The sequence below is a fragment of the Streptomyces sp. NPDC048255 genome, assembly GCF_040652415.1.
GTDB lineage: Bacteria > Actinomycetota > Actinomycetes > Streptomycetales > Streptomycetaceae > Streptomyces.
In genome coordinates, this window is sequence record NZ_JBEZMA010000047.1 from 1 (window position 1) to 12,279 (window position 12,279).

At 72.1% G+C, this 12,279-nt stretch carries 12 protein-coding genes, 1 other RNA gene and 1 pseudogene; 4 read left to right on the forward strand and 10 right to left on the reverse strand.

What is annotated here, in order from left to right:
* Nucleotides 1-138 precede the first annotated feature (138 nt).
* The 4 genes from AB0D94_RS28365 to AB0D94_RS28380 form a co-directional block, all read right to left on the reverse strand.
* Nucleotides 139-687, reverse strand: coding sequence for a GNAT family protein (locus AB0D94_RS28365; protein ID WP_362057111.1), 549 nt, complete (start codon nt 685-687; stop codon nt 139-141).
* A 107-nt stretch (nt 688-794) separates the two neighbouring features.
* Nucleotides 795-1,946, reverse strand: coding sequence for a uroporphyrinogen-III synthase (locus AB0D94_RS28370; protein WP_362057114.1), 1,152 nt, complete (start codon nt 1,944-1,946; stop codon nt 795-797).
* 105 nt (nt 1,947-2,051) lie between these two features.
* Entirely contained in the window at nt 2,052-3,419 is a 1,368-nt protein-coding gene (locus tag AB0D94_RS28375; protein ID WP_362057117.1) for a nitrate/nitrite transporter, read from the reverse strand.
* A 97-nt stretch (nt 3,420-3,516) separates the two neighbouring features.
* Nucleotides 3,517-4,491 (reverse strand): LysR family transcriptional regulator, encoded by a 975-nt coding sequence (locus tag AB0D94_RS28380; RefSeq protein WP_362057218.1) that lies wholly within the window; start codon nt 4,489-4,491, stop codon nt 3,517-3,519.
* A 165-nt stretch (nt 4,492-4,656) separates the two neighbouring features.
* Here AB0D94_RS28380 and AB0D94_RS28385 point away from each other — a divergent pair, with 165 nt between their 5' ends.
* From AB0D94_RS28385 to AB0D94_RS28395, 3 genes are all read left to right on the forward strand, one after another.
* Nucleotides 4,657-5,934, forward strand: a complete 1,278-nt coding sequence (locus AB0D94_RS28385) for an MFS transporter (protein ID WP_362057221.1) — start codon at nt 4,657-4,659, stop codon at nt 5,932-5,934.
* A 46-nt stretch (nt 5,935-5,980) separates the two neighbouring features.
* Entirely contained in the window at nt 5,981-7,291 is a 1,311-nt protein-coding gene (locus AB0D94_RS28390) for an SH3 domain-containing protein (protein ID WP_362057120.1), read from the forward strand.
* Nucleotides 7,292-7,396: 105 nt separating this feature from the next.
* Nucleotides 7,397-7,576, forward strand: coding sequence for a hypothetical protein (locus tag AB0D94_RS28395; RefSeq protein WP_362057123.1), 180 nt, complete (start codon nt 7,397-7,399; stop codon nt 7,574-7,576).
* A 40-nt stretch (nt 7,577-7,616) separates the two neighbouring features.
* On the opposite strand, the gene AB0D94_RS28400 is transcribed toward AB0D94_RS28395, so the two are convergent.
* Nucleotides 7,617-7,961 carry a DUF6247 family protein gene (locus AB0D94_RS28400; RefSeq protein ID WP_362057126.1) on the reverse strand — a complete coding sequence of 115 codons (345 nt, stop codon included), beginning with the start codon at nt 7,959-7,961 and terminating at the stop codon, nt 7,617-7,619.
* A gap of 136 nt (nt 7,962-8,097) precedes the next feature.
* Between AB0D94_RS28400 and AB0D94_RS28405 the strand changes: the two are divergent.
* Nucleotides 8,098-8,250: pseudogene (locus AB0D94_RS28405) on the forward strand (type II toxin-antitoxin system prevent-host-death family antitoxin); the annotation flags it as partial.
* Between the two features lie 61 nt (nt 8,251-8,311).
* On the opposite strand, the gene ssrA reads toward AB0D94_RS28405, so the two are convergent.
* From ssrA to ftsE, 5 genes are all read right to left on the reverse strand, one after another.
* Nucleotides 8,312-8,700: a transfer-messenger RNA gene (ssrA, locus tag AB0D94_RS28410) on the reverse strand.
* A 127-nt stretch (nt 8,701-8,827) separates the two neighbouring features.
* Nucleotides 8,828-9,313: an SsrA-binding protein SmpB gene (gene smpB / locus AB0D94_RS28415; RefSeq protein ID WP_362057129.1), complete on the reverse strand. Its 486-nt coding sequence runs from the start codon at nt 9,311-9,313 to the stop codon at nt 8,828-8,830.
* A gap of 18 nt (nt 9,314-9,331) precedes the next feature.
* On the reverse strand, nt 9,332-10,534 hold the full coding sequence (locus AB0D94_RS28420) for a S41 family peptidase (protein ID WP_362057132.1): 1,203 nt from the start codon (nt 10,532-10,534) through the stop codon (nt 9,332-9,334).
* 67 nt (nt 10,535-10,601) lie between these two features.
* Entirely contained in the window at nt 10,602-11,564 is a 963-nt protein-coding gene (gene ftsX / locus AB0D94_RS28425) for a permease-like cell division protein FtsX (RefSeq protein ID WP_362057135.1), read from the reverse strand.
* Between the two features lie 17 nt (nt 11,565-11,581).
* A complete protein-coding gene (gene ftsE / locus AB0D94_RS28430) occupies nt 11,582-12,271 on the reverse strand; it encodes a cell division ATP-binding protein FtsE (protein WP_266936419.1) in 690 nt (229 codons plus the stop codon).
* Nucleotides 12,272-12,279: the final 8 nt, after the last annotated feature.

The following is a 12,279-nucleotide window of genomic DNA, read 5'->3' on the forward strand; positions in this document are numbered from 1 at the left end:
CCCGACACCCCCTCCACCCGGGCCTGGCCGCCGAGCCGGCCCTCCGTACCCACGTCCCGGGCCATCCGCGTGACCTGGTCGGCGAAGGAGGAGGGCGCGGGGTCCGGGGCGGAGCCCCGGGTCCGCCCGCCAGGGCGGCTAGTGCCCCGGCGGCTCGTCGTGCAGGAGCCGCTGGAAGAGCCGGTGGTCGCGCCAGGCACCCGCGATGTGCAGGTACCGCGGCGCGAGCCCGTACCGCTCGAAGCCCGCCTTCGCCAGTACCCGTTGCGAGGCCAGGTTGTCGACGAGGGTCCCGGCCTCGACCCGGTGCAGCCCCACCTCGTCGCGAGCGATCCGGCAGACCTCCTCCACCGCGGCCGTGGCCAGTCCCTTGCCGTGCCAGGCCTCGTCCACCCAGTAGCCGAGGCCGCCGCTGCACAGCGGCCCGAGGACGATGGAGCCGAGGTTGATCGCCCCGATCAGTCCGCCGGTCGCGGTCTCGGCGAACACGTACGGGCGCAGCCGGCCCGCGTCCCGGTCGGCGAGCGCGCCCTCGATGCGGTCGCGCTGGCCCTGCTCGGTGTAGAAGGCGGCGGGCCGGACCGGCTCGATGTGCGCCATGGCCGCCTTGTTGCGGGTGAACGCCTCGGCGAGCGCGGCGGCGTCCCCGAGCGCGAGGCCCCTCATCTCCACTCCGTCAATGATCATCCGGGCACGCTAGCCGAAGCCCCCGGGCCTGCCCAGCCCCGCCCGGCAACGCCCGGGCCCGCCCCGGCTCGGCGGGCCGGGGCGGGGGCGGGGCGGGCCGGGCCGGTTCAGACCGGCTCGGAGCCCGCGTACTTGAGCTCCCCGCCCGCGTCCAGCGACAGCCGGTACCCCCGCTTGACCACCGTCTGGATCAGCTTCGGCGCCCCCAGCGCCCCCCGCAGCCGGGCCATGGCCGTCTCCACGGCGTGCTCGTCCCGGCCCGCCCCCGGCAGGGCCCGCAGCAGGTCCGCCCGGGCCACCACCCAGCCCGGCCGCCGGGCCAGCGCCCGCAGCAGGGCCATTCCGGCAGGCGGCACCGGCCGCAGCTCGGCGTCGACCAGCACGGCGTGCCCGCGGATCTCCAGGCGGTGCCCGGCCACCGGCAACACCTTGGCCCGGCCGGGCAGTTCCTGGCAGAGCAGCTGCACGAGCGGGCCCAGCCGGAACCGCTCCGGCTGGACCGTGTCCACGCCGTGCGCCTGCAACGGCAGGGCCGTCACCGGCCCGACGCACGCCGACAGCACCCCTCCCCGCAGCGCGGCCAGCACGTCCTCGCGTACGCCGCGCTCCTCGGCCCGCGACAGCAGGGAGGCCGCGGCCGGCGCCGAGGTGAAGCTGACCGCGTCCACCCCGCCGGCGATCACCGTGTCCAGCAGCCGGTCCAGCGGACCGGGGTCCTCCGGCGCCATCCACCGGTACACGGGCACGACCACCACCTCGGCCCCGCCGGCCCGCAGGGCCTCGACGAAGCCGGGCAGCGGCTCCCCGTGCAGCTGGAGCGCGATCCGGCGCCCGGCCACCCCGGCGCCGAGCAGCCGGTCCAGGACCTCGGCGAGCGATTCCGACTGCGGGGACCAGGCCTCGACGAGCCCCGCGGCCCGGATGGCGCCCTTGACCTTCGGCCCGCGCGCCAGCAGTTCGGTGGCCCGCAGCCGCTCCAGCAGCTCCTCGCCGATCCCCCACCCGTCGGCGGCCTCGATCCAGCCGCGGAAGCCGATGGCGGTGGTGGCGACCACCGCGTCGGGCGCGCAGCCGATGAGGTCCTTCGTGGCGGCGAGCAGCTCGCTGTCGTCGGCCAGGGGGACGATCCGCAGCGCGGGCGCGTGCAGGACGGAGGCCCCGCGGCGGCGCAGCAGGGCGATCAGTTCGTCGGCCCGGCGCGCTGCGGTGACTCCGACGGTGAAGCCCGCGAGCGGACCGGTCTGCCTGTCGTGGTCCATCGTGACCTGCCTTGCCCAGTGGGTCGGTATCGCATCGCGGAACCGAGCCTGCCAATGCGGCGTGTCAGGCTCGGTTCCACCGTATTTCGGTGCGGTTAAGCGCTGTTACACCGACGTGAGCTGCGGTTTCACCGTCTCTCCGGCGGCCGGGACCGCGGGGGCGACGGGCCGGCGAAGGTATACCGCCCAGGTGACGGCGCAGCACACCGCGTAGCAGCCGAGGAAGGTCACGAAGGCGGCCGTTCCGGATCCGGAGCTCAGGAACGCCTCGCGGAAGACCAGGTTGATGCCCAGCCCGCCGAGCGCGCCCACTGCGCCGATCAGCCCCATGGCCGCCCCGGAGAGCCTGCGCCCGTAGGCCGCCGCGCCCTCGCCGCTCATGCCCCGGGCCAGCGCCTTGGCCTGGAAGATGCCGGGGATCATCTTGTACGTGGACCCGTTGCCGAGGCCGCTCAGGACGAACAGCGCCACGAACCCGGCCAGGAACACGGGCAGCGACTCCCGTACCGAGGCGAAGATCACCACTCCGGTCGCGGCGGCCATCGCCACGAAGTTGCCGAGGGTGATCCGCGCCCCGCCGAAGCGGTCCGCCAGCGCCCCGCCCACCGGCCGGATCAGGGATCCGAGCAGCGGTCCGATGAAGGTCAGCGAGGCGGCCTGGAGCGGGGTCCGGCCGAACTGGGTCTGGAGCACCAGCCCGAAGGCGAAGCTGTAGCCGATGAAGGAGCCGAAGGTGCCGACGTAGAGGAAGGACATGATCCAGGTGTGCGGTTCGCGCAGGGCCTCGCGCACCGCGCCCGTGTCGTTGCTGACGGGCGCCAGGTTGTCCATGCGCAGCGCAGCCAGGACGGCGGCGACCACGATGAACGGGATGTACGCGGCGAGCAGCAGCCGCGGGTGGCCGGCTCCGGCGGTCCCGATGACCAGCAGCGCGACGAGCTGCACCACGGGAACCCCGATGTTCCCGCCGCCCGCGTTCAGGCCGAGGGCCCAGCCCTTCTTTCGCAGCGGGAAGAAGGCGTTGATGTTCGTCATCGACGAGGCGAAGTTGCCGCCGCCCACACCGGTCAGCGCGGCCACGGCCAGGAAGGTGCCGTACGAGGTCCCGGGCTCCATGACCACCAGCGCGGCCACGGTCGGCGCGAGCAGCAGCAGGGCGCTGACGACGGTCCAGTTCCGGCCACCGAACCGGGCGACGGCGAAGGTGTAGGGGATCCGTACCAGGGCCCCGACCAGGGTCGCGGTCGCGATGAGGAAGAACTTCCCCGCGGGGTCGATCCCGTACTGCGGCCCCATGAAGAGGACCATCACCGACCACAGCGACCAGATGGAGAACCCGATGTGCTCGGAGAGGACCGAGTAGAGGAGGTTCCGGCGGGCTATCCGCTCCCCCGTCTCCTTCCAGAACGCCTCGTCCTCGGGTTCCCACCGCTCGATCCAGCGGCCCCCCTTGCGCGGTGCGGTACCGGTCATCACAAGCCTCCACAGCTGTCGCGTCCGTGGTGAAGACCCTAGGCGTGGCGCGTTTCGGCTCCGGTCCCCGCCCGATGACCACTGCGAAACCTTGGACTCACCCGCCGCCCGGGCCGGGTGTGAGCCGGGCGGGCACCCAGCTCCCGGGCGGCACCTCCAGCCAGCCCCGTTCGGCGGCCAGGGCGTCGGCCGCCGCGCGCAGGGCGTCCAGCCCGGGATGGCTGAAACCTTTCCGCCACACCATCGACAGCGGCGACAGCGGCACCGGAGCGGTCAGCGGCCGTTTCACGCTCCCCGGCATGTCGGGGAAGTCCACGGTCACCAGCACCGGATTGCGGGTCTTGGCCATCACCCGGCGGAACTCCTCCTTCCCCACGGCCACCGGCGCGGGCGGCGCCGCCCCGATCCCCCGCCCGGCGAACAGCTCGCGCGCCAGCCCCGTCCACTCCAGCGTCCGCGGGTTCCCGGCGCCCGTGTACACGCTCTCCCCGGCCAGCGCGTCCAGCGGTACGGGGCTCAGCGCGGCCAGGGCGTGGTCCTCGGGCAGCAGGACGGCGAGCGGCTCGTACCGTACGGGCCGCCGTGCGAGCCGGGCCCGCAGTGCCGGGTCCAGCCCGTCGGCGTACCCGAAGGAGACGTCCAGCCGCCCGGCCGCGATCTCGGCGGCGGCGTGGGTGAGCCCGCTCTCGAAGCGGGCCATCAGCTCGTGGTCCGGGGCGAGTTCGCGGGCCCGCTCCAGCACGGCGCGCCCCGTGCTCGGGCCGTCGGTGTTGAGGTCGACGAGCAGCGCCCGGGGTTCCGCGGCCCCGCCGAAGGCGGCGGCGAGCTCCTCGTGGGCGCGCAGCACCCGCCGGGCCAGCGGCAGCAGCCGGTGCCCCTCGGTGGTGAGTTCCACCTGCCGGGTGGTGCGCGTGAACAGGGGCGCTCCCAGCGTCTGTTCGAGCCTGCGGATGTCCCGGCTGAGCGCCTGCTGGGCGACGTACAGGCGGGCGGCGGCGCGGGTGAAGTGCAGTTCTTCGGCGGCGGCGACGAACCCGCGCAGCAGCCGGGGTTCGAGGTCGCGGGGTATCACCGGTGTCACCCCCGGAGACTAACAACGAAAGGGCGTGAATGGCCCCGGAACAGGTGTTGGACCGCGCCGGGGGGCCGGCGCGAGGCTTTCCCCATGCCCGCCTCCGCCACCACCTCCCGTACCGCCGCCCGTACTGCTGCCCCTACTGCCGCCCGTACGCCCCGGATGACCGTCACCGGCGGCACCCTCGTCCTCGCCGCCCCCGCCGGGGCCCCGGCCCGCCGCCCCGCCCGCGCCCACGGGCCGTACCGCCGGCTGTTCGCCCTCCCCGGCACCCGCGCCTTCACCGTCGGCAACCTGATCGCCCGGCTCCCCATCGGCATGTTCGGGATCAGCGCGGTGATGATGATCGCCGGGCAGCGCGGCTCGTACGCCCTCGCCGGCGCGGTCGCCGCGACCGGGCTGGCCGCCACCGCCTTCGTCGCGCCCTGGACCGCCCGGCTCGTCGACCGCCACGGCCAGGCCAGGATCGCCCTCCCGGCCACCCTGATCGCGGTCCTCGGCTCGCTCGCCCTGGTCGTGTGCGTGCGGACCGGCGCCCCCGCCTGGACCCTCTTCGCCTCGTACGCGGCGACCGCCACCACCCCCAACATCGGCGGCATGTCCCGCGCCCGCTGGACCCGCCTGCTGCGCGACTCACCCGCCTCGCACCACACCGCGATGTCCTTCGAACAGGCCGCCGACGAACTCTGCTACATGCTCGGCCCGGTGCTGGCCGCCTTCCTCTGCACCACCGTCTTCCCCGAGGCGGGCACCCTCGCGGGCGCGGCCCTGCTCCTCACCGGCATGGTGGTCTTCGTCTGCTGCCGCTCCACCGAGCCCCCGGTGACCAAGGCGCCCCGGCGCGGCTCCCCGCTGCGCGCCCTGGGGCCGCTGCTGCTGCTCTTCCTGGCGATGGGCCTGGTCTTCGGCTCGATGGAGGTCACCTCCATCGCCCATCTCGCCGCCCACGGCCTTGGCGCCGCCTCCGGCCCCGTACTGGCCCTCCAGGCGGCGGGCTCCTGCGCGGCCGGTCTGCTCTACGGGACCCTGCGCCCCCGCTCGCTGCGGGGCTGCGTGTGCGCCATGGCCGTCCTCATGGCCCTGCCCTGGGCCGCGGCGGCCACCGGCTCACTGGCCGCCCTCGCGGGCGCCCTGCTGCTGGCCGGCATGGCCACCGCCCCGACGATGGTCACCGCGATGGCCCGGGTCCATGACCTCACCCCCGAGGGCCGCCTGAACGAGGGCATGACCCTCGCGGTGACCGCCATCCTCGCGGGCATCGCGGCCGGTTCGGCCACCGCCGGCCTGACCGTCGACCACCTGGGCACCGAAACCGCTTACGTCCTGCCCGCGATGGCCGGGCTGCTGGCCCTTCTGGCCAGTGTGACGGGGCGATCGATCCGGCGCCCGGGTGATCGCTCCCGCGTGGTACCCACGGCGGACGGTCAAGATCGGCAATAACTGTGGTGTCTTCCCCAGCGCCCTTCCCTTTGCGGAGGAACCACCCTTGCCTGCTTCCCGCTCCGTCGCGCCCGCCGCACTGCTCGTCGCAGCTGTCACCGCGAGCTGTCTGGTGCCGGCCGTACCGGCTCTGGCCGACTCGTCGAACATCCGCTTCTCCCAGCCGTACGTCCCCTCGATCGCTCCCGGCGCGACGGGCCGCGTCGTCATCGCGGCCGCCACCGGGGCGGAGCCGGCCCGCAGCAGCAGCTTCCGGATCGTCGCCCCGGAACGGACGACCTTCCCGGAGGCCGGCTTCTACTGGAACGGCCTGCGCGCCTCCGTCCCGTGCACCCGGTCCTCCGACGCGCGGCTGCTGACCTGCGACGCCGGAACCCGCGCCGGCTTCGCCTTCCCCGCGCAGGAGCAGACGCGGCTGGGCGTGTCCGTACGGGTGGACGCGGACGCCCCGCAGGGCACGACGCTGCACGGCGGCGAGTGGGCGACCGACACCGCCGCGCCCGCCCTGTTCGCCGTCGCCACCCCGGTGGCCGGCCCCAAGGGCGACAAGGGAGACGACGGCAAGCCCGGAAAGCCCGGCCACCACGGCAGGCCGGGCAAGCACGGACCCAAGGGCGAGAAGGGGGACAAGGGAGACCAGGGCGAGCGCGGCGAACGGGGTGAGCGCGGCAAGCCCGGTCCGGCCGGGCCCCGGGGCCCCCAGGGCAACCCCGGCCCCGCCGGACCGCAGGGATCCGAGGGGCCCGAGGGCCCGGCCGGACCCGGAGGACCCCGGGGACCCGAAGGCCCGCAGGGCCCGGGTGGCGGACCCAGGGGCGACACCGGCCCCGCCGGCCCGCGAGGCCCGGGCGGACCCGCCGGCCCCAAGGGAGACAAGGGAGACAAGGGAGACAAGGGCTGGAAGGGAGACCAGGGCAGGCCGGGCCAGCGAGGCCCGCAGGGCCCCAAGGGCAACCCGGGTCACCAGGGCAAGCCCGGCCCGGCCGGACCGCAGGGCCCCAAGGGCCACCAGGGCAAGCCCGGCCCGATCGGCCCGCAGGGCCCCAAGGGACCCCAGGGGCCGAAGGGCCCGAAGGGTGACACCGGCAAGCCCGGCACCTGCGGGAAGTGCGGCGGCCACCACGAGACCCCGAAGGCGAAGATCGTCGCCAAGGGCAAGGGACTCGGCGTCCGTTCCGGCCCCGGCACGCACTACGCGAAGACCGGCAAGGCCAAGACCGGCACGATCGTCGCCCTCCAGTGCAAGGTCAACGGCCAGAACGTCGACGGCAATTCGATCTGGTACAAGCTCGCCGACGGCAGCGGCTGGATCGCCGCCCGCTACGCCCTGAACCTCAACAAGGTCCCGTTCTGCTAGCAGCTCCCCGCCAGACATGACGAAGGCCCCGCAGCCTTGAGGCCGCGGGGCCTTCGCCGTCGAGCGCTACCCGTACCAAACGATGTTGCACACGTACACGCACTCATGGCGCGGAACGACGAGGAACTGGACCACGCCGCGACCGCCGAGGATGTCAAAGCCGCGCAGGCCGCCCTCTTGGCCGGTGGGATTTCCGGCTCGCACGGCATCCCGGCCCAGGGCCGCGAGTTCCGTGGCCAGCCGCTCGACCTCGGCGATCACCCGGGAGGCAGGCTGCTGGTGTGATACGCGGGATCGTCCGTGTTGTAATCCCATCGCCACTCGCTCACAAACCCGCCTCGGCCTTTGCCCCGTCGAGGATCTGCTGGATCTCCGCGAGCGCTTCCGTAGGGTCCTCGTTCCCTGCATCGATGAGGGCCTCCAACGCGCGAAAGCGGGCAGCGCGAGCGGGGTAACGGGCGATGGCCACGTTGACGGCCCAGACGTGGATGAAAGCACGCAGTGGGGCCAGACTCTGGGCCTGCTGCGCGTTCGTGGCAGCCTCTGCCAAATGCTCGTCGAAGGCGCGTACGCGGGATGGGGTGATCCGGGCGACGGCACGCCTCATCGCGGCGACCGTGAGCTCCGGCATCGGGATCAGCGGCCCGTCGGCAGGGATCGGCGCAGTCACGTGTCCTCCTCAGTCGTGCGGGCCACTCGAAACCTCACGGTACCGCCGCGACGAGGGCGCGCGCCCGGCACTCCGGGAAGGGCCTGAAGCCCACATCCGCGAGGGGGTTTCTCGCTACCTTGCCCTCATGATCGATGACGCCGTCCTCATGTCCGCCGACGACTACGACTCGTGGCAGGAGACCCTCCACCTGCTCCGCTCCCCCGCCAACGCCCGGCGGCTCATGGAGGCCGTGGCCCGTGACCGTGAGAGCACAGCCGCGGGGGAAGCCACCACTACTGACCCCTGACATGCGAGAACCCCCCGGTCCGGCGACGCTGTCGCAGACCAGGGGGTCCATCCACATGGGGTGGTGGAGATGGCGGGAATCGAACCCGCGTCCAACGGTGCAGAAGCAGGGCTTCTCCGAGCGCAGTCCGCTGCGCTTTTCTCGGCCCCGGAGATCACACGGACAAGTCTCCGACGGGCTCAGTCACTGTTTGGTTTCCCTCCAACCCCCGTGACCGGGGCTAGAGGTTTAGATCCCTAATTGACGCCAGGATCCGGACCGGGACCACTTCCGGGCTGACGCTCCTCACAGAGGCTTCAGCTCACTGTTATTAGGCAGCGAGGGTGAAGCGGGAGTTATCGCTCTTGGAGTTGGCGATTATTTTTTGCGACATGTGGTTAGCGAGATCATTGCCGCTTCCTCGGCTCGCTTCCCCTGCATCGACATCCGCTGTCGAAACCGATCATCCCCATGTTTCACGCTGTTCAGTTATGAGATCCAGCCGGCGCTCTCCATGCGTCCCGCTCGACCGGCACCACTCGCAAGCGCGTGGTGCTTACGCCATCGTACGCGAAGTGGACCACCGCGTGCCAGGAGATTAGAGCTGGCCGCGCTCCTTGCGCTTCACAGCCGAGATCACCCGGTTCGTCTCGCGCGTGTCCTGCTTCTCGCGCAGCGCCTGCCGCTTGTCGTACTCCTTCTTGCCCTTCGCCAGCGCGATCTCGATCTTCGCCCGGCCGTCCTTGAAGTACAGGGCGAGCGGCACGATCGTGTTGCCCGTCTCCCCCGTCTTCGAGTCCAGCTTGTCGATCTCCTCGCGGTGCAGCAGGAGCTTGCGCTTGCGCCGCGCGCTGTGGTTGGTCCACGTGCCCTGGCTGTACTCCGGCACGTGCACGTTGTAGAGCCAGGCCTCGCCGCTCTCCACCGACACGAAGCCGTCCACCAGCGAGGCCCGGCCCTGGCGCAGGGACTTGACCTCGGTACCCGTGAGCACGAGACCGCACTCGTAGGTGTCGATGATCGTGTAGTCGTGCCGCGCCTTCTTGTTCTGGGCGATCAGCTTGCGCCCTTTTTCCTTAGCCATAGTGCGGCCATTTTCGCACTACGGACCCACCCCGAGGCCACCCAATACCTGCGCGGCCCGTTCCTCGACGCCCTCGCCCGCCGCCAGGTCCGGGGTGATGCCGCCACCGTCCAGGCTGCGGCCCGCCGGCGTGCGGTACGTGCCGACCGTCAGCTCGGCCACCGAGCCGTCCGGAAGCTCCGTCGGCATCTGGACCGAGCCCTTGCCGAAGGTCCGGGTGCCCACCGCCACCGCCCGGCCGCGGTCCTGGAGGGCGCCCGTCACCAGCTCGGCCGCGCTCATCGTGCCGCCGTCCACCAGGGCCACCAGCGGCCGGGCGGTGTCCCCGCCCGGGGCCGCGTAGAGGGCGCGCTGGGAGCCCCGTACGTCGTACGTCGCCACGAGCCCGCCGTCCAGGAAGGCGGAGGCGGCCGCCACCGCCTCGGTGACCAGTCCGCCCGGGTTCCCGCGCAGGTCGAGCATGACCCCGGCGCCGGGCGGGGCGGCGCGGACGGCGGCCTTCACCCGCTCGCCCGAGCCGCGGGTGAAGGAGGCGACCTTGATGACGGTGATCCCGCCGGGCAGCCGCCGTACGGTCACGGGCTCGGTGCGCAGCTGTTCGCGGCGGACGGTCTCGGTGAGGTCGGCGCCGTCCCGGCTCAGGTTCAGTACGACGGGGGTGCCGGCCCGGCCGCGCAGTAAGGCGATCACGTCGGCGACGGCCAGCCCGGTGACGGTCTGCCCGTCGATGCTCAGCAGCCGGTCCCCGGCGCGCAGGCCGGCCCGGGCGGCGGGGCTGCCGGGCTGCACCTTGTCGACCTCGATGCGGCCGTCCGGTCCGCGTCCGGCCCAGACCCCGACGCCGGTCCAGCTGCCGTCGAGGTCCTCGGCGAAGGCGGCGTACTCGCCCTGGTCGTAGACGGTGCCCCAGCGGTCGCCGCTGCGGCTGACCACCTCCTGGGCGGCCTTCTTCCCGGACTTCCCCTCCGCGACGGCCTCGGCGGCGGCGCGGGCGACGGCTTCCCGGTCGGCGGTGCCGGCGGGGCGGGACGCCTCGGGCGGGGCGTCGTCCGTACGGGCGCCGTAGGCGGAAGCGGAGGCTGCGGCGGCCTCCCCCCGGTCCCAGCAGCCGGTGCCCGCGGCGGTGGCGACGGACGCGAGGAAGACCAACGTCAAGACGGCCCCGCGACGCAGGTCGCGGGGCCGGAGACAGAAGGCGGGGATACTCGGCAAGCCCAGCATGGCGCCGAGTCTAGGACAAGCCCCGTGCCGGTACGGATGGTTGACCGGACCGCTCACGGGGCGCTTGTCACACCTTCAGGTACTTGCGCAATGCGATGAAGGCGGCCATGGAGGGCATCAGGACGCCGATGAACAGCACGTACGGGAGCTTGCCCAGCACCGATCCCCAGCCCATGAAGTCGATGAGCTGGATCTTGTCCCGCAGCCCGACGCCGTGGTCGATCACGAAGTACTGGCCGGAGGCGAGCATGGCGCAGGCGAACAGGGCGCCGATCAGGCCCGCGACGGCGGCCTCCATGATGAAGGGGACCTGGATGTAGAAGCTGGAGGCGCCCACCAGCCGCATGATCCCCGTTTCCCGCCGACGGCTGAACGCCGAGACGCGCACGGTGTTGACGATCAGCAGCAGTGCCACGATCAGCATGATCAGCATGATGCCGAGCGCGGCGAAGTTGAGGTAGTTGAGGATCCGGAAGAGGTCGTCGATCTCCTTGCGCTGGTCGTCGACGGTGTGGATGCCGTCGCGGCCCGCGAAGGCCGAGGTGACGACCTTGTACTTCTCCGGGTTCTTGAGCTTGACCCGGAAGGACTCCTGCATCTGGTCAGGGGTGATGGAGGAGGCCAGCGCGGTGTGGCCGTACTGCTCCTGGTAGTGCTTGAAGGCCTCGTCGGCCGACTCGTAGGCGACGGACTTGACCAGGTCCATCTTCTTGAGCTCGGACTCGATCTGCTGCTTCTGCTCCGCCGTCACCGCGCCCTTGGAGCAGGTGGCGACGCCGGTGGCGCCGCCCTGACCGGAGTCAGGCTTCGTCCCGCCCGCCTCCTCGGCGTCCTGCTTGTTGCACAGGTAGATCGAGACGTTGGCCTTGTCGTACCAGTAGCCCTTCATCCTGCTCACCTGCTCGCGCATGAGCAGGGAGCCACCGAACAGGGCCAGCGACAGGGCCACGGAGATGATGACCGCGAAGGTCATGGTGAGATTGCGACGGAGACCGACGCCGATCTCCGACATGACGAACTGGGCGCGCATTGCGTCTCAGGGACCTTTCAGTGCTGGTAGCCGTAGACGCCGCGCGACTGGTCGCGCACGAGTCGGCCCTGTTCGAGTTCGATGACGCGCTTGCGCATCTGGTCGACGATCTGCTGGTCGTGGGTCGCCATGATCACGGTGGTGCCGGTCCGGTTGATCCGGTCCAGCAGCTTCATGATCCCGACCGAGGTCTGCGGGTCGAGGTTGCCGGTGGGCTCGTCGGCGATCAGCAGGGCCGGGCGGTTGACGAAGGCGCGGGCGATGGCCACGCGCTGCTGCTCGCCGCCGGAGAGCTCGCCGGGCATCCGCTCCTCCTTGCCGCCCAGGCCGACCAGCTCCAGGACCTGCGGGACGGCCTTGCGGATCTCGCCCCTCGGCTTGCCGATGACCTCCTGCGCGAAGGCGACGTTCTCGGCCACCGTCTTGTTGGGCAGCAGGCGGAAGTCCTGGAACACGGTCCCCAGCTGGCGCCGCATCTGCGGGACCTTCCAGTTGGAGAGCTTGGCGAGGTCCTTGCCCAGTACGTGCACCTGTCCGTGGCTCGCCCGCTCCTCGCGCAGGAGGAGCCTGAGGAAGGTGGACTTGCCGGAGCCGGAGGAGCCGACCAGGAAGACGAACTCGCCCTTCGCGATGTCCAGGGAGACATCTCTGAGTGCGGGACGGCTCTGCTTCGGGTAGGACTTGGAGACACTGTCGAATCGGATCACGGGTGCAC

Coding starts and splice junctions, on each gene's coding strand:
- ftsX (WP_362057135.1), bottom strand. CDS start 11,564: ATGCGCGCCCAGTTCGTCATGTCGGAGATCGGCGTCGGTCTCCGTCGC.
- AB0D94_RS28370 (WP_362057114.1), bottom strand. CDS start 1,946: ATGGACCACGACAGGCAGACCGGTCCGCTCGCGGGCTTCACCGTCGGA.
- AB0D94_RS28385 (WP_362057221.1), top strand. CDS start 4,657: ATGACCGTCACCGGCGGCACCCTCGTCCTCGCCGCCCCCGCCGGGGCC.
- AB0D94_RS28375 (WP_362057117.1), bottom strand. CDS start 3,419: ATGACCGGTACCGCACCGCGCAAGGGGGGCCGCTGGATCGAGCGGTGG.
- smpB (WP_362057129.1), bottom strand. CDS start 9,313: ATGGCTAAGGAAAAAGGGCGCAAGCTGATCGCCCAGAACAAGAAGGCG.
- AB0D94_RS28420 (WP_362057132.1), bottom strand. CDS start 10,534: ATGCTGGGCTTGCCGAGTATCCCCGCCTTCTGTCTCCGGCCCCGCGAC.
- AB0D94_RS28395 (WP_362057123.1), top strand. CDS start 7,397: ATGGCGCGGAACGACGAGGAACTGGACCACGCCGCGACCGCCGAGGAT.
- AB0D94_RS28365 (WP_362057111.1), bottom strand. CDS start 687: ATGATCATTGACGGAGTGGAGATGAGGGGCCTCGCGCTCGGGGACGCC.